The organism is Streptococcus infantis (genome assembly GCF_047464715.1).
Taxonomy (GTDB): domain Bacteria; phylum Bacillota; class Bacilli; order Lactobacillales; family Streptococcaceae; genus Streptococcus; species Streptococcus infantis_S.
The window spans coordinates 663,288-678,260 of record NZ_JASHBJ010000001.1 but is presented as its reverse complement, the minus strand read 5'-3'; the positions used below and the strand labels follow the sequence as shown (position 1 = coordinate 678,260).

The window sequence follows — 14,973 nt, the reverse complement described above, 5'->3', positions numbered from 1 at the left end:
AGTAGACTTTTGCTTCTAAGTTTTTTGGTGAATTTTAAATATTACTTTTTTTCCTTTTCATCAGTTTTACTTTAGAGTATAATCAGTATAAGAATCTTAAACTTTTATAGGAGTAGGAGATAAAAAGATGACTTACACACAAGAAGATTTTCAGGAATGGATTTTTCAGATTGGATTTAAGATGGATTATTTCACAAGGGAGTTTGCGGAGAAAGAAGGGCTAAATTTAGACTATAGCATGCAGTCTTTGGATGATTTGGAGGCTTGGATCTTAGCTCACTACGAAGACCACCATGCTTTGATAGCAGACCGCAAGATGTTGGATTATTTGACCGTTTATATCGGTGAAACCTTTCGCAAACACCTAGGAGGAAAATGGTTTATTGACCTTAAAAATAAAAAGAACGCCTATTATTCTATGCCTGTATTGACTGATCCATCCTATAGAGGAGAGGTATACAAAGCACCATTGACTTATGCAACAGCTTGTATCAGTAGAAAAGATGGTCAGTATATTAGCAGGATATTGAAAAATAATCTCGAAAATCAAGTGAAATAGTCTTTAATTTCTTTGCAAAGAGTAGAAAATTTGCTTAGAAGATACAGTTTTTCATGATAGGTGGAAACTTATGAAATAGAAGCATGTAAAAGGTATGAAATGGTTTACTTTTTTTCAGAAATAAGCTATACTATATAAAGTAAACTGTGATAAAATGGAGGTATTGTCTATGGTTGACAAGAGAGTCATCGAAGAAATCAAAAACAATACCAATATTGTCGAAATCATAGGAGAAGTGATTTCTTTACAAAAATCTGGACGGAACTTTTTGGGGCTCTGTCCTTTTCATGGTGAAAAGACCCCTTCCTTTAACGTGGTCGAAGATAAGCAATTTTACCACTGTTTTGGTTGTGGTCGTTCTGGAGACGTCTTTAAGTTTATAGAGGAGTATCAACAAGTAACTTTTGCGGATGCGGTAAGGATGTTGGGCGAACGACTCGGAATGCACCTTGAAGCTCCTGTACACAATACTGCTCAACATACGTCCCCCCATCAAAATCTCTACGATATGCATGACAAGGCTGCACGCTTTTATCATGCAATCCTCATGACGACTAAAATGGGTGAGGAGGCGAGAAAGTATCTCTATAATCGTGGCTTGACTGATGATGTCATTAAACATTTTATGATTGGTCTAGCTCCAGCAGAACGCTCTTATCTTTATCAGCGTTTAGCAGACGATTATAGTGAGAAGGACTTGCTGGATTCAGGTCTATTTTATCTATCTGAGAGTAACCAATTTTTTGATACTTTCCATAACCGGATTATATTTCCACTCACAAACGACCAAGGAAAGGTAATTGCTTTCTCTGGACGGATTTGGCAAGAGACAGATTCTCAAACTGCCAAGTATAAAAATAGTCGAGCAACGGCGATTTTTAACAAGAGTTACGAATTATATCATTTGGATAGGGTAAAAAAAGGCTCAGGTAAAGCTCCTGAAATTTATCTGATGGAAGGCTTTATGGATGTTATTGCAGCCTACCGTGCTGGTATTGAAAATGCAGTAGCTTCCATGGGAACGGCCTTGACTGCTGAACACGTCGAACATCTCAAACGCTTTACAAAAAAAGTGATTATCACTTATGACGGTGATAAGGCAGGACAAGCTGCAACTGCTAAAGCTTTGGACGAGCTTAAAGATCTACCTGTACAAGTAGTCCAGATTCCTGATGCAATGGATCCTGATGAGTATTTACAAAAGAATTCTCCAGAGGATTTGGCTTATCTTTTATCCAATACTCGAATCAGTCCGATTGAGTTTTATATCCATCATTACAAACCTAGTAATAGTGAAAATCTCCAAGCACAGATTGAGTTCATTGAGAAAATTGCACCTCTTATCGTCAAAGAACCTTCTATCACAGCCCAGAACACCTATATTCATTTGTTGACGGATCATTTACCATCTTTTGATTATCAACAAGTTGAGCACATCATCAACGAAAGTCGTGTCAGACAAAGACAAGAAAAAGTGAAGCAGGTTGTTAATCCGACACCAGTTACTATGTCGGTTTCTAAACAATTGACGGCAGTCATGAGAGCTGAAGCACATATTCTTTATCGTATGATGGAGCACCCCCTTGTGTTGAATGATTATCGTTTGAGAGATGATTTTGTATTTGAAACTCCAGAGTTTCAGACCTTGTATGGACTCTTGATTGATAATGGTTCGATATCTTCTGAAGATTTAGCAAATCAGACTAGAGAAGTGGAAAATGCTTGGTATCAAGTGTTAGCCTTGGATCTACCTTCTGAAATGTCTCCAGAAGAACTAAAAGAAGTGGAAGAGTCTCGTAATCGTGCTCTTTTGAATCAACAAAACTTGCAAATCAAAAAGAAGGTTCAGGAAGCTAGTCATGTAGGTGATACTGATACTGCTTTAGAAGAGCTTGAACGCTTAATTGCCCAAAAAAGAAGAATGGAGTAAGAATGGCAAAAAAACAAAAAGAAGTAACAACTTTTGATGTCCAAGTCGCTGAGTTTATTCGTAACCATAAGAAAACTGGTACTGCGACAGATGACGAAATCAACAATGTTCTTGTAATTCCTTTCGCTCTTGATGTTGAAGGGATTGAAAACCTGTTGCAACGTATTCAAGATGCTGGTATTGCAATCACGGATAACGAAGGAAACCCAAGTGAACGTGTTCTAAGTACTGAGGAAGAACCCGAACTTAGCGATGAGGATTTAATTGGTTCTACATCTGCCAAGGTTAACGATCCTGTTCGCATGTATTTGAAAGAAATTGGGGTTGTACCTCTTCTTACAAACGAAGAAGAAAAAGAGTTGGCTCTTGCTGTTGAAGCAGGTGATGTTGAAGCTAAGCAACGTCTAGCAGAAGCTAACCTTCGTTTGGTTGTGTCTATCGCGAAACGCTATGTTGGACGTGGAATGCAATTCCTTGACTTAATCCAAGAAGGTAACATGGGGCTTATGAAAGCCGTTGATAAATTTGACTACTCTAAAGGGTTCAAATTCTCAACTTATGCAACTTGGTGGATCCGTCAGGCTATTACCCGTGCCATTGCTGACCAAGCTCGTACCATCCGTATCCCAGTTCACATGGTGGAAACAATTAACAAGCTTGTTCGTGAACAACGTAATCTTCTTCAAGAGTTAGGACAAGATCCTACTCCTGAGCAAATTGCAGAACGTATGGATATGACACCTGATAAGGTTCGTGAAATCCTTAAAATTGCTCAAGAACCAGTTTCTCTTGAAACACCAATTGGTGAAGAAGATGACAGCCACCTTGGTGACTTTATCGAAGATGAAGTGATTGAAAATCCAGTTGACTACACAACTCGTATCGTCTTGCGTGAGCAGTTGGATGAAGTTCTAGATACCTTGACTGATAGAGAAGAAAATGTTCTTCGTCTACGTTTCGGTCTTGATGATGGTAAAATGCGTACTCTAGAAGATGTGGGTAAAGTCTTTAATGTCACTCGTGAACGTATTCGTCAGATTGAGGCAAAAGCTTTGAGAAAACTTCGTCAACCAAGTAGAAGCAAACCGCTTCGTGACTTTATCGAGGATTAAGATAGAGGAGACTGAATATGGCTTACACAGAAGAGCAAATTGAAAACATAAAAACTCGTATTTTGACGGCTCTAGAAGAGGTTATCGACCCAGAATTAGGAATTGATATCGTCAACTTAGGTTTAATTTATGAGATTCGATTTGATGGTGATACCGGTGATACTGAGATTGATATGACCTTGACGACTATGGGTTGTCCTTTGGCCGACCTCTTGACTGATCAAATCTATGATGCTATGACAGATGTGCCAGAGGTTACTAACGTTGAAGTAAAATTAGTTTGGTATCCAGCTTGGACGGTTGAAAAAATGAGTCGCTATGCACGTATCGCTTTAGGTATTAAATAGAATGATAAAAAAGAGAAATAGTATAAGTGTTAGGAAATTCCCTAGCTTTTATGCTATCTCTCTTTTAATTTGCTGATTTTCTTTCAATAAAATGATATAATAGATAGTATGGAAAAAGAGAAATTACGCATCAATATGCTAAGTTCGAGTGAAAAGGTAGCAGGACAAGGTGTATCTGGAGCTTACCGTGAACTTGTGCAACTTTTGAAACGTGATGCGAAAGACCAACTAATAGTAACGGAGAATCTTCCTGTAGAAGCTGATGTTACTCATTTTCATACAATCGACCTTCCTTATTATTTGTCAACATTCCAAAAGAAGCGTTCTGGTCGTAGAATTGGTTATGTCCACTTCTTACCTGATACGTTGGAGGGCAGTTTGAAGATTCCATTCTTTCTAAAAGGAATTGTGAAGCGCTACGTATTTTCCTTTTATGACCGTATGGAACATTTAGTTGTGGTTAATCCTACTTTTATCGAAGATTTGGTTGCAGCTGGTATTCCTCGTGAAAAGGTGACCTACATCCCTAACTTTGTTAACAAAGAAAAATGGCATTCACTTCCTGAAGAAGAAGTAAGGAAACTTCGAAGTGACATGGGATTGAACGAAAATCAATTTGTAGTAGTAGGGGCTGGGCAGGTTCAAAAGCGTAAAGGGATTGATGATTTCATTACACTTGCTGAGGAACTACCGGATATCACCTTTATTTGGGCTGGAGGCTTCTCTTTTGGTGGGATTACAGATGGTTATGAACGCTATAAAAAAATCATGGATAATCCTCCAGAGAATCTGATTTTCCCTGGAATTGTTGAGCCAGAACGGATGAGAGAGCTGTATGCTTTGGCAGATTTGTTCTTACTTCCTAGCTATAATGAGCTCTTTCCGATGACTATTCTAGAAGCTGCGAGTTGTGAAGCTCCCATTATGCTTCGGGACTTAGATCTTTATAAGGTGATTCTAGAAGGAAATTACAGACCAACCACCGATGTGGAAGAGATGAAAGAAGCCATTTTGGAATACAGAGCGTATCCAGAAGCACTAAAAGAATTAAAAGAGAGGGCTAAGGCTATTTCAAAAGAATACTCAGAAGAGCATCTTTTAGAAATCTGGCTAAAATTCTATCGGGAGCAAGCAGCTTTAGGAAAAAAATGAGGTAGTATATGCGAATTGGATTATTTACAGATACTTATTTCCCACAGGTCTCGGGTGTTGCGACCAGTATTCGAACCTTAAAAACTGAGCTTGAAAAGCAAGGGCATGCAGTCTTTATCTTTACGACAACTGATAAGGATGTTAATCGCTATGAAGACTGGCAAATTATCCGTATTCCTAGTGTTCCTTTCTTTGCTTTTAAAGACCGTCGTTTCGCTTACCGTGGATTTACGAAAGCTCTTGAGATTGCGAAACAATACAAACTCGATATTATTCATACCCAAACTGAGTTTTCTCTTGGTTTATTGGGAATTTGGATTGCTCGAGAACTGAAAATCCCAGTCATTCATACATATCATACCCAATATGAGGATTATGTCCACTATATTGCTAAGGGTATGTTGATTCGTCCAGGTATGGTCAAGTATCTTGTGAGAGGATTTCTTCATGACGTTGATGGAGTCATTTGTCCGAGTGAAATTGTGCGTGATTTGTTATCTGATTATAAGGTAAAGGTTGAAAAGCGTGTCATTCCTACAGGGATTGAACTTGCCAAGTTTGAACGGCCTGAGATTGGTCCTGAGCAAATCAGTGACCTCCGAGATAAACTTGGTATCAAGAAAAGTGAAAAGATGCTTCTAAGTCTTTCTCGTGTTTCGTACGAGAAGAATATTCAAGCAGTTCTTAAAGCTTTACCAGATGTCCTAAAAGAAGAACCAAATGTTAAACTGGTTGTAGCTGGAGATGGACCTTATTTAGACACCCTTAAGGAGCAAGCAGAAGATTTAAAAATTCAAGATTCTGTTATCTTTACAGGTATGATACCGCCAAATGAGACGGCACTCTATTATAAGACAGCTGATTTCTTCATATCGGCTTCTACAAGTGAAACTCAGGGATTGACTTATCTGGAAAGTTTAGCTAGTAAGACACCTGTTATTGCCCATGGTAATCCTTATTTGGATAATCTCATCAATGATAAAATGTTCGGAACCCTTTATTATGAGGAAAGGGACTTGGCAGGAGCGATTCTTGAGGCTTTACTTGCTACTCCACTGATGGATGAAAAACACTTGGCTGAAAAGTTATATGAAATTTCTGCTGAGAATTTTGGTAGAAGAGTCCATGAATTTTATCTAGACGTTATTATTTCAAATAATTTTGCCAAAGAAATAGGGGCTGACGAACCTGTTACAAAACGTATTTTAAAGACAGTCTTCTATATCCCGCAACAGGCTGTTACTATGCCAGTTAAAGGTTCGAAGCGTATGCTTAAGGCATCTAGAAAACAATTAAGAAATTTAAGAAAATATATAAATGATTAATCGAATCAAAGAAAGGAAATAAAAATATGAAAAAGAAATTTATGAGAAGTGGTAGAGATCAAAAAATCGGTGGTGTATGCGCTGGTTTAGCTAATTATTTTGATATCGACCCTACAATCGTACGTGTTATTTGGGGAGTTTTGGCTTTCTGTTATGGTGCTGGACTTATTGCTTATTTAATCTTGTGGGCAATCGCTCCTGTATCAGATGAATATTAAGAACAGAGTATTATAGTAAAGGAGAAAAAATGGCATTCGGTGATAATGGTAAACGTAAAAAAACATTCTTTGAAAAACTTACAATGTTTGTTGTATTAGTAATGTTATTTGTAACATTGGCAGGTATCTTTGCTACTGCTATTGGTGTATTTAGCAGATTCTAAAAAGTTAATCATTTTATTGTTTGGCAATAAGTTGGGTGACTGGGATTTCCCAGCCCTTTTTGAAGTGAGAAGAGAATATGAGTATGTTTTTAGATACAGCCAAGATTAAAGTAAAGGCTGGTAATGGTGGCGATGGCATGGTTGCCTTTCGTCGTGAAAAATACGTCCCTAATGGTGGACCATGGGGCGGTGATGGAGGACGTGGTGGTAACGTTGTTTTCGTTGTAGACGAAGGTTTACGTACCCTTATGGACTTCCGTTACAATCGTCATTTCAAAGCCCAATCTGGCGAGAAGGGAATGACCAAAGGGATGCACGGTAGAGGGGCAGAAGACTTAATTGTCCGTGTACCTCAAGGGACAACTGTGCGTGATGCCGAGACTGGAAAAGTCATCACCGATTTGATTGAGAATGGTCAAGAGTTTATTGTAGCTCATGGTGGACGTGGTGGACGTGGAAATATCCGTTTTGCAACACCAAAAAATCCTGCACCAGAAATCTCAGAAAATGGAGAACCAGGTCAGGAACGTGAATTACAGTTAGAACTTAAAATTCTTGCGGATGTTGGCTTAGTTGGCTTCCCATCTGTCGGTAAATCAACACTCCTTAGCGTGATTACCTCTGCTAAGCCAAAAATTGGTGCCTACCACTTTACGACAATTGTTCCAAATCTTGGTATGGTTCGTACCCAGTCCGGTGAATCCTTTGCCGTTGCAGACCTTCCTGGATTGATTGAAGGTGCTAGCCAAGGTGTTGGACTAGGAACTCAGTTCTTGCGCCATATCGAGCGTACTCGTGTTATCCTACATATCATTGATATGTCAGCTAGCGAAGGACGTGATCCTTACGAGGACTATCTAGCAATCAATAAGGAACTTGAATCTTACAATCTTCGTCTGATGGAGCGTCCACAGATTATTGTTGCCAATAAAATGGATATGCCTGAGAGTCAAGAAAACCTTGAAGAATTCAAGAAAAAATTGGCTGCTAATTATGATGAATTTGAAGAATTACCACCAATCTTCCCAATTTCAGGTTTGACTAAGCAAGGACTTGCACCGCTATTAGACGCAACGGCTGAGCTTCTTGATAAAACGCCAGAATTCCTTCTTTATGACGAATCAGAAATGGAAGAAGAGGCTTACTATGGCTTCGATGAAGAAGAAAAACCATTTGAGATTGGTCGTGACGATGATGCAACATGGGTTCTTTCAGGTGAAAAACTCATGAAACTCTTTAATATGACTAACTTTGACCGTGATGAGTCTGTCATGAAGTTTGCTCGTCAGTTGCGTGGTATGGGTGTTGATGAAGCTCTTCGTGCTCGTGGTGCTAAGGACGGCGACCTTGTCCGTATTGGAAAATTTGAGTTTGAATTTGTAGACTAGGAGATAGCTATGGGTGATAAACCAATATCTTTCCGAGATGCTGATGGAAATTTTGTTTCTGCAGCAGACGTCTGGAATGAAAAGAAATTAGAAGAACTTTTTAATCGCCTCAATCCCAATCGTTCATTGAGACTTGCGAGAATGAAAAAACAAGCCGAAGAAAAAAAATAAGAATAAAAGAACCCGTGATATTTGTATCACGGGTTTTCTGGTTTACTGACTATTTTTGATAAGGAATTTCTAGACTAGATTGTGAAAGGTCCACAGTTAATTGATAGTCTGTATTGTCACGGATAGTAATCTCAAAGTCAGTAGTATAAAGAACTAGTCGGATTGTATCGTCTTTTTTTAGTTTGTAAATCGTTGGTTGGAGTTCAAATTGGAATTCCATCCATTCATCTGGCTTAACTTCTTCAATTTTCAATAAATCATGACGATTTTGGAGATTGAGGTAGCCTTTGGTAATAACACGCTGGGCATTTGGACTATATGGTAGTTCACAAAGGTTTTCCAGCATATGGTAACGACCATTATCAATAGTACGAGCAGTCAAAACTCCTGGATATGGTTGTAGGTATTTCTTTTGACCAAGTTCGAGAAGTTGAGCAGAAAGTAAGCCTTTGTTTGTACTTGACTTGAGACGAAGGTTCAGTTTAACACGCCCATTAAGATGAAGGTCTTCTGTCACTTGCAGGTCTATGGTAACCTGATTGACTTTTCCTTGATAGAGTTCATTATTAAAGGTTTGGTAGGTTTTTCCAAAACGTTCGAAGTCAGAATCTTGGTAGTGGTTTTGAATGACAGCTTCTTCAGTACCTAAAGAGAAAGTTTTATGTTCACTTTGATTTCCAAAGTCATCAAGTTTATGCCATGTTTGAGGAGCAGTATTGTCTTGCCAAACGACTCTTGGTAGTTGGTAGTCAGTGTTTTGACCCAATAATTTCTGTGTCAAAAGGGCATTCATGGATTCACGGAAATCAATTGACTGCCAGTTGTTCATATAAACATGGGCACCGTTATGATAAAAGAGATGTTTCTTAATATTGCTTGGAAGAGCATTGAACATTTGATAGACATGAAGTGGTTTTACATTCCAGTCTTGTGAACCGTGGGTAAAGACAACTTCAGCCTTAATTTTTTCAGCATTGAGTAGGTAGTTTCTGTCATGCCAAAATTGGTTATAATCACCAGTTTTACGGTCTAGATTTTTCTTGAGTTCTTCTATAGAATCTTTATGAGCCTCGTTTCCACGAATATAGTCACCAGCTAAGAGATTACGAGAATAAGTTAATTCATCTAATGAATCAAAGTCCTCACCAGGATAGCCGCCTGGGCTTGTCACAAGACCATTTTCACGGTAATAGTTGTACCATGAAGAGATACCGGCTTCAGCAATAATGACTTCTAAACCATCAACTCTTGTAGTAGCAAGGCCGTTTGACATTGTTCCTAGGTAAGAAAGACCAGTAGTTGCTACTTTGCCATTTGACCAGTCAGCTTTGACTTGGCATTCACGACTATGGTCTGTGAATGCACGACAACGACCATTTAGCCAATCAATGACATTTTTATAGGCTTCAACTTGTCGGTAATCGCCGTTGGTCATTTGACCTTGAGAATCCTTGGTACCAAGACCTGATACGTAGATATTAGCAAAACCTCTTGGAAGGAAGTAGTCATTAAGTGTGTAGCTGCTATTGATATGAGTGAGCTTTTCTTCGGCTTCTGAAACAAGTTCAGCTTCCCCAACTGGTTCAACCAAGTCCAGGGTTGGATTTTCTAACGTAATTTCGTGTGGTTCCTTGACTTCTAGTTCAGCTTCCATTTTGTAAAGAGCTTTATCGCTTGCTTTATCATTGGTTCCTTGATGGTATGGGCTTGCAGTCATAACAGCTGGAATCATTCCGTTGTATGTTGGTCGGATTATGCTCACCTTAATGAGATCAGGAAGTCCATCTCTATCAGAATCAACACGAGTCTCTACATAAACAACCTCACGAATGACATTGGCAGTTGAGAAAGTTGCCAAACTTTTACCATTGAAGTAATGATAGTCATTGTCCTCAGGAATAAAACCATCACTAACTAGCTGATCAATCAAGATATTTCCCTTTTTAGTGCGCGTATTAAGAAGTTGGTAGAGGTTGTCAATCAGATCTCCGTATACAATTGGGAATGCCGTTTCTTTGTGAAAAACAAGACCATCTTCAAAGTCTAGTAAGTAACTGAATCCAAGCAACTGGAAGGCTACAGTATAGAAAATTTCTGGTGTCAATTCACGGTCTGAATTGAAGAAAGTAAGTAAATCAGTTTCTTTATCAACTGCTAAAGCGGAAAGTGGATAGTCGGTATTTTTGTAATTGAAGAAACAAGTTCTAACAAAGGCTTCAAACTGTTCTTTATGTGAAGTTGAAAGATCAAGCTTGAATCCAAGCTCAGATAATTCTTGTAAAGCTAGTTGATTTGTAACGGGATAATAACTAAATTGATTAAAACGCATTGATATCTCCTTTAAAGATTCATTTAAAATTCATTATATCAAAAAAAGATAGAAAATAACAGAAATAGTAGAGTATGTCTGATAGTCAGGCATGATAAGAGAGTCGATACTAAAACAAGGACAATTTTCATTTTTTGAGTATCCTATAAGGATATGCTATACTAGATATATGTTAGATTTGGAGAAATATGGCGTGTCCATGTGGGAAGAGCATAGGATTTTCTCTTTTCGCAAAAAATTATTAGCTTGGTATGATGAAAATAAGCGGGACCTACCTTGGAGAAGAAGTAAAAATCCATACCATATCTGGGTATCTGAAATCATGTTACAGCAGACCAGAGTTGATACAGTTATTCCCTATTATGAACGTTTTTTAGAAAGCTTTCCAACTGTAGAGAGTTTAGCTAATGCATCTGAAGAACGCTTATTAAAGGCATGGGAAGGTCTTGGATATTATTCCCGTGTTCGTAATATGCAAGCAGCCTCTCAACAGATTATGAATGATTTTAATGGAGATTTTCCATCAACTTACGAAGGTATTTCAAGCTTGAAAGGGATAGGTCCCTATACAGCTGGAGCTATTTCAAGTATTGCATTTAATATAGCACAGCCTGCAGTTGATGGGAATGTCATGCGTGTTTTGGCTCGGTTATTTGAAGTTGATCACGACATTGGTAATCCAAGTAATCGCAAGATATTTCAAGCTATGATGGAAATTTTGATTGATCCAGAACGTCCAGGTGATTTCAATCAAGCCTTGATGGATTTGGGTTCAGATATTGAGGCACCCGTTAATCCGAGGCCAGAAGATAGTCCAGTTAAAGATTTTAGTGCTGCCTATCAAAATGGAACAATGGATCGCTATCCCATTAAAGCGCCAAAGAAAAAGCCAGTTCCCGTCTATCTTAATGCTTTAGTTGTTCAAAATGCTAAGGGACAGTTTTTACTAGAAAAAAATGAAAGTGAAAAGTTACTTGCTGGATTTTGGCATTTCCCCTTGATTGAGGTAGATGAATTTTCAAAAGATGAAGAACTAAATCTCTTTAATCAAGTTGCTGAACCATCCATGCAACTTGGTCCATCACCTCAAGAAAGTTTTGAGCAGGATTATGATTTAGAAGTTGACTGGCAGGATAGTGATTTCAAAGAAGTGAAGCATATCTTTAGCCATCGAAAGTGGCATGTACGAATCCTAGCGGGACAAGTAGTTGATAGTAAAGAGTATAGTGACAAAGAAGTTGTTTGGTTAACTCCAGATGAGTTTGACCTCTATCCACTTGCAAAACCTCAACAAAAAATTTGGCAAGAGTATTCAAAAAGATGCTGACACACTTGTCTTTCGTGTCTTCTTTGCATTTTTTTGGTATAATTGATATAAGGAAAAAGGTGACTATATGAAAAAAATATTGATTGTTGATGATGAGAAACCAATCTCAGATATTATTAAGTTTAATATGACCAAGGAAGGTTATGAAGTTGTTACAGCCTTTAATGGACGTGAAGCGATTGAACTGTTCGAAGCTGAAAAACCTGATATTATTATTTTGGACTTGATGTTACCAGAAATTGATGGTCTGGAAGTGGCTAAAACGATTCGCAAGACAAGCAGTGTTCCGATTATCATGCTTTCAGCAAAAGACAGTGAGTTTGATAAGGTTATTGGTCTTGAACTTGGCGCGGATGATTATGTGACTAAGCCATTTTCTAACCGTGAGCTACAAGCGCGTGTTAAGGCTCTTCTTCGTCGTACGGAGTTAGTAGCAGTGGATAACCAAGAGGAAGATACTAAATTGCAAAGTCTTCAAATTGGGGATTTAGAGATTCTTCCAGATGCTTATGTAGCCAAAAAATATGGGGAAGAATTGGACTTAACTCATAGAGAGTTTGAGTTGTTGCATCACTTAGCTTCTCATCTAGGTCAAGTTATTACCCGTGAACATCTCCTTGAGACTGTTTGGGGTTATGATTATTTTGGTGATGTTCGTACTGTCGATGTTACCATTAGACGTCTACGTGAGAAGATTGAAGACACACCAAGTAGACCTGAATATATCTTAACTCGTCGTGGTGTGGGTTATTATATGAGAAATAATGATTGAAGTAATTAGACAAACAATTTTAACCAGAGATTTCGTCTTTGTACTCATTTTAATTGGTTTTATCATGCTTGTTAGCTTTCTCTTGCTTGAAGGCCGTAGAGATAATATCCGACTCAAACAGTTAAATCAAAAGATTAAAGATTTAATTGCTGGTGATTATTCTCAGGTATTAGATATGCAGGGGAATACTGAAATCACTAACATTACGAATAACTTAAATGATTTGTCTGAAGTAATTCGTCTAACTCAAGAAAACCTTGAGCAGGAAAGTAAAAGATTGCATAGTATTTTGTCATATATGACAGATGGGGTTCTTGCAACAAATCGTCGTGGTCAAATCACGATGATTAACGATATGGCTAAGAGGCAACTTGGGGTCGTAAGTGATGAAGCATTAAATCAGAACATTCTTGAGTTGCTTAAGATTGAAGATGAGTACGAGCTTAGAGACTTAATTACGCAAAGTCCTGAAATGATGATTTATTCCCAAAATGTAAATGGGGAGTATATTAGTTTGCGTGTGCGTTTTGCCTTGATTCGTAGAGAATCCGGCTTTATCTCTGGTTTGGTAGCAGTTCTACATGATACGACTGAACAAGAGAAGGAAGAACGCGAGAGAAGGCTTTTCGTTTCCAACGTTAGTCATGAATTGCGAACTCCATTGACCAGTGTAAAATCTTACCTAGAGGCCTTGGATGAGGGTGCATTATATGAACCTGTTGCTCCTGATTTTATCAAAGTATCTTTAGATGAGACCAACCGTATGATGCGAATGGTGACGGACCTCTTGCATCTTTCGCGTATTGATAATGCAACTAGCCATTTAGATGTTGAATTGATTAACTTTACAGCTTTCATTACGTTTATCCTAAACCGTTTCGATAAGATACGAGCCCAGGATCAAGAAAAGAAATACGAGTTGGTTCGTGATTATCCCATTACATCGGTCTGGATTGAAATTGATACAGACAAGATGACTCAGGTAATCGATAATATTCTTAACAATGCCATCAAGTATTCCCCTGATGGTGGGAAAATTACGGTTAGCATGAAAACCACTGATGACCAGATGATTTTATCCATTTCTGATCAAGGACTTGGAATTCCTAAAGAAGATTTACCGAAGATTTTTGACCGTTTCTACAGGGTTGATAAGGCTAGAAGTCGTGCCCAAGGTGGGACTGGTTTAGGTCTAGCTATAGCAAAAGAAATCATCAAGCAACACAATGGATTTATCTGGGCTAAGAGTGAATACGGCAAGGGTTCTACCTTTACCATTGTTCTTCCTTATGATAATGATGCTGTAAAAGAAGAAGTATGGGAGGATGAAGTAGAAGACTAGAATGAGTGAAAAAGGCTTTAAATACAGTATTTTAGCATCGGGTTCTAGTGGAAATTCCTTCTATCTAGAAACCCCTAAGAAAAAGATTTTAGTAGATGCAGGCTTATCCGGTAAAAAGATTACAAGTTTGTTGGGTGAAATCAATCGTAAACCAGAGGATTTGGATGCTATCTTGATAACGCATGAACATGCTGACCATATCCACGGTGTTGGTGTTTTGGCCCGTAAGTATGGCATGGATCTTTACGCAAATGAAAAGACCTGGCAAGCCATGGAAAATAGTAAGTATCTAGGCAATGTTGATTCTTCTCAAAAACATATCTTTGAAATGGGAAAAACTAAAATATTTGGAGATATCGACATTGAGAGTTTTGGAGTTAGCCATGATGCAGTTGCTCCCCAATTCTATCGTTTTATGAAGGATGACAAGAGCTTTGTTATGCTGACGGATACAGGCTATGTTAGTGATCGTATGGCTGGCATTGTCGAGAATGCAGATGGTTACCTGATTGAGTCTAATCACGATGTGGAAATCCTGAGAGCTGGATCTTATGCTTGGCGACTCAAACAACGCATCCTGTCTGACCTTGGTCACCTTTCGAATGAAGATGGTGCAGATGCCATGATTCGTACACTAGGTAATCGTACCAAGAAGATTTACCTAGGACATCTATCTAAAGAGAATAATATCAAGGAGCTAGCCCACATGACCATGGTCAATCAGTTAGCTCAAGCAGATTTAGGAGTAGGAGTGGATTTTCAAGTTTACGATACATCTCCAGACACTGCAACTCCACTCACAGACATATAAAAAAGAAGGCAGAAGCCTTCTTTTTT

At 38.4% G+C, this 14,973-nt stretch carries 15 protein-coding genes; 14 read left to right on the top strand and 1 reads right to left on the bottom strand.

What is annotated here, in order from left to right; translation table 11 throughout:
- Positions 1 to 127 precede the first annotated feature (127 nt).
- The 10 genes from QM419_RS03450 to QM419_RS03405 all read left to right on the top strand — a co-directional run bounded on the left by QM419_RS03450 (position 128) and on the right by QM419_RS03405 (position 8,366).
- Complete coding sequence (locus tag QM419_RS03450; RefSeq protein ID WP_414277896.1) at positions 128 to 559, top strand: hypothetical protein; 432 nt, start codon at positions 128 to 130, stop codon at positions 557 to 559.
- A 169-nt stretch (positions 560 to 728) separates the two neighbouring features.
- Complete coding sequence (gene dnaG / locus QM419_RS03445; RefSeq protein ID WP_414277895.1) at positions 729 to 2,489, top strand: DNA primase; 1,761 nt, start codon at positions 729 to 731, stop codon at positions 2,487 to 2,489.
- A 2-nt stretch (positions 2,490 to 2,491) separates the two neighbouring features.
- A complete protein-coding gene (rpoD, locus tag QM419_RS03440) occupies positions 2,492 to 3,601 on the top strand; it encodes an RNA polymerase sigma factor RpoD (RefSeq protein ID WP_004252673.1) in 1,110 nt (369 codons plus the stop codon).
- Between the two features lie 17 nt (positions 3,602 to 3,618).
- Positions 3,619 to 3,948 (top strand): metal-sulfur cluster assembly factor, encoded by a 330-nt coding sequence (locus tag QM419_RS03435; RefSeq protein ID WP_006145447.1) that lies wholly within the window; start codon positions 3,619 to 3,621, stop codon positions 3,946 to 3,948.
- A gap of 108 nt (positions 3,949 to 4,056) precedes the next feature.
- A complete protein-coding gene (locus QM419_RS03430) occupies positions 4,057 to 5,100 on the top strand; it encodes a glycosyltransferase family 4 protein (protein ID WP_414277894.1) in 1,044 nt (347 codons plus the stop codon).
- Between the two features lie 8 nt (positions 5,101 to 5,108).
- Positions 5,109 to 6,425, top strand: a complete 1,317-nt coding sequence (locus QM419_RS03425) for a glycosyltransferase family 4 protein (RefSeq protein ID WP_414253556.1) — start codon at positions 5,109 to 5,111, stop codon at positions 6,423 to 6,425.
- 26 nt (positions 6,426 to 6,451) lie between these two features.
- Positions 6,452 to 6,643, top strand: coding sequence for a PspC domain-containing protein (locus QM419_RS03420; protein WP_052689745.1), 192 nt, complete (start codon positions 6,452 to 6,454; stop codon positions 6,641 to 6,643).
- A 29-nt stretch (positions 6,644 to 6,672) separates the two neighbouring features.
- Positions 6,673 to 6,807 carry a DUF4044 domain-containing protein gene (locus QM419_RS03415; RefSeq protein WP_045615867.1) on the top strand — a complete coding sequence of 45 codons (135 nt, stop codon included), beginning with the start codon at positions 6,673 to 6,675 and terminating at the stop codon, positions 6,805 to 6,807.
- 77 nt (positions 6,808 to 6,884) lie between these two features.
- The gene (gene obgE / locus QM419_RS03410) at positions 6,885 to 8,195 is read left to right on the top strand and encodes a GTPase ObgE (RefSeq protein WP_414274739.1); all 1,311 of its coding nucleotides are present in this window, start codon (positions 6,885 to 6,887) and stop codon (positions 8,193 to 8,195) included.
- A gap of 9 nt (positions 8,196 to 8,204) precedes the next feature.
- Positions 8,205 to 8,366 carry a hypothetical protein gene (locus QM419_RS03405; protein WP_006148428.1) on the top strand — a complete coding sequence of 54 codons (162 nt, stop codon included), beginning with the start codon at positions 8,205 to 8,207 and terminating at the stop codon, positions 8,364 to 8,366.
- A gap of 49 nt (positions 8,367 to 8,415) precedes the next feature.
- Here QM419_RS03405 and QM419_RS03400 read toward each other — a convergent pair whose 3' ends face one another.
- Positions 8,416 to 10,695 carry a Xaa-Pro dipeptidyl-peptidase gene (locus QM419_RS03400; protein ID WP_414277893.1) on the bottom strand — a complete coding sequence of 760 codons (2,280 nt, stop codon included), beginning with the start codon at positions 10,693 to 10,695 and terminating at the stop codon, positions 8,416 to 8,418.
- 169 nt (positions 10,696 to 10,864) lie between these two features.
- Between QM419_RS03400 and mutY the strand changes: the two genes are divergently transcribed.
- From mutY to QM419_RS03380, 4 genes are all read left to right on the top strand, one after another.
- Entirely contained in the window at positions 10,865 to 12,022 is a 1,158-nt protein-coding gene (mutY, locus tag QM419_RS03395) for an A/G-specific adenine glycosylase (protein WP_414277892.1), read from the top strand.
- Between the two features lie 67 nt (positions 12,023 to 12,089).
- Entirely contained in the window at positions 12,090 to 12,794 is a 705-nt protein-coding gene (gene yycF, locus QM419_RS03390) for a response regulator YycF (RefSeq protein ID WP_006151970.1), read from the top strand.
- Positions 12,787 to 14,136, top strand: a complete 1,350-nt coding sequence (gene vicK, locus QM419_RS03385) for a cell wall metabolism sensor histidine kinase VicK (RefSeq protein WP_414277891.1) — start codon at positions 12,787 to 12,789, stop codon at positions 14,134 to 14,136. The genes yycF and vicK overlap by 8 nt, the downstream gene beginning before the upstream one ends.
- Position 14,137: 1 nt before the next feature.
- The gene (locus QM419_RS03380; RefSeq protein ID WP_414272384.1) at positions 14,138 to 14,947 is read left to right on the top strand and encodes an MBL fold metallo-hydrolase; all 810 of its coding nucleotides are present in this window, start codon (positions 14,138 to 14,140) and stop codon (positions 14,945 to 14,947) included.
- The last annotated feature ends 26 nt before the right edge of the window (positions 14,948 to 14,973 follow it).

Excerpts from the sequence above, each read along its gene's own strand:
- QM419_RS03450 (WP_414277896.1), top strand. The coding sequence starts at position 128 with ATGACTTACACACAAGAAGATTTTCAGGAATGGATTTTTCAGATTGGA.
- dnaG (WP_414277895.1), top strand. The coding sequence starts at position 729 with ATGGTTGACAAGAGAGTCATCGAAGAAATCAAAAACAATACCAATATT.
- rpoD (WP_004252673.1), top strand. The coding sequence starts at position 2,492 with ATGGCAAAAAAACAAAAAGAAGTAACAACTTTTGATGTCCAAGTCGCT.
- QM419_RS03435 (WP_006145447.1), top strand. The coding sequence starts at position 3,619 with ATGGCTTACACAGAAGAGCAAATTGAAAACATAAAAACTCGTATTTTG.
- QM419_RS03430 (WP_414277894.1), top strand. The coding sequence starts at position 4,057 with ATGGAAAAAGAGAAATTACGCATCAATATGCTAAGTTCGAGTGAAAAG.
- QM419_RS03425 (WP_414253556.1), top strand. The coding sequence starts at position 5,109 with ATGCGAATTGGATTATTTACAGATACTTATTTCCCACAGGTCTCGGGT.
- QM419_RS03420 (WP_052689745.1), top strand. The coding sequence starts at position 6,452 with ATGAAAAAGAAATTTATGAGAAGTGGTAGAGATCAAAAAATCGGTGGT.
- QM419_RS03415 (WP_045615867.1), top strand. The coding sequence starts at position 6,673 with ATGGCATTCGGTGATAATGGTAAACGTAAAAAAACATTCTTTGAAAAA.
- obgE (WP_414274739.1), top strand. The coding sequence starts at position 6,885 with ATGAGTATGTTTTTAGATACAGCCAAGATTAAAGTAAAGGCTGGTAAT.
- QM419_RS03405 (WP_006148428.1), top strand. The coding sequence starts at position 8,205 with ATGGGTGATAAACCAATATCTTTCCGAGATGCTGATGGAAATTTTGTT.
- QM419_RS03400 (WP_414277893.1), bottom strand. The coding sequence starts at position 10,695 with ATGCGTTTTAATCAATTTAGTTATTATCCCGTTACAAATCAACTAGCT.
- mutY (WP_414277892.1), top strand. The coding sequence starts at position 10,865 with ATGTTAGATTTGGAGAAATATGGCGTGTCCATGTGGGAAGAGCATAGG.
- yycF (WP_006151970.1), top strand. The coding sequence starts at position 12,090 with ATGAAAAAAATATTGATTGTTGATGATGAGAAACCAATCTCAGATATT.
- vicK (WP_414277891.1), top strand. The coding sequence starts at position 12,787 with ATGATTGAAGTAATTAGACAAACAATTTTAACCAGAGATTTCGTCTTT.
- QM419_RS03380 (WP_414272384.1), top strand. The coding sequence starts at position 14,138 with ATGAGTGAAAAAGGCTTTAAATACAGTATTTTAGCATCGGGTTCTAGT.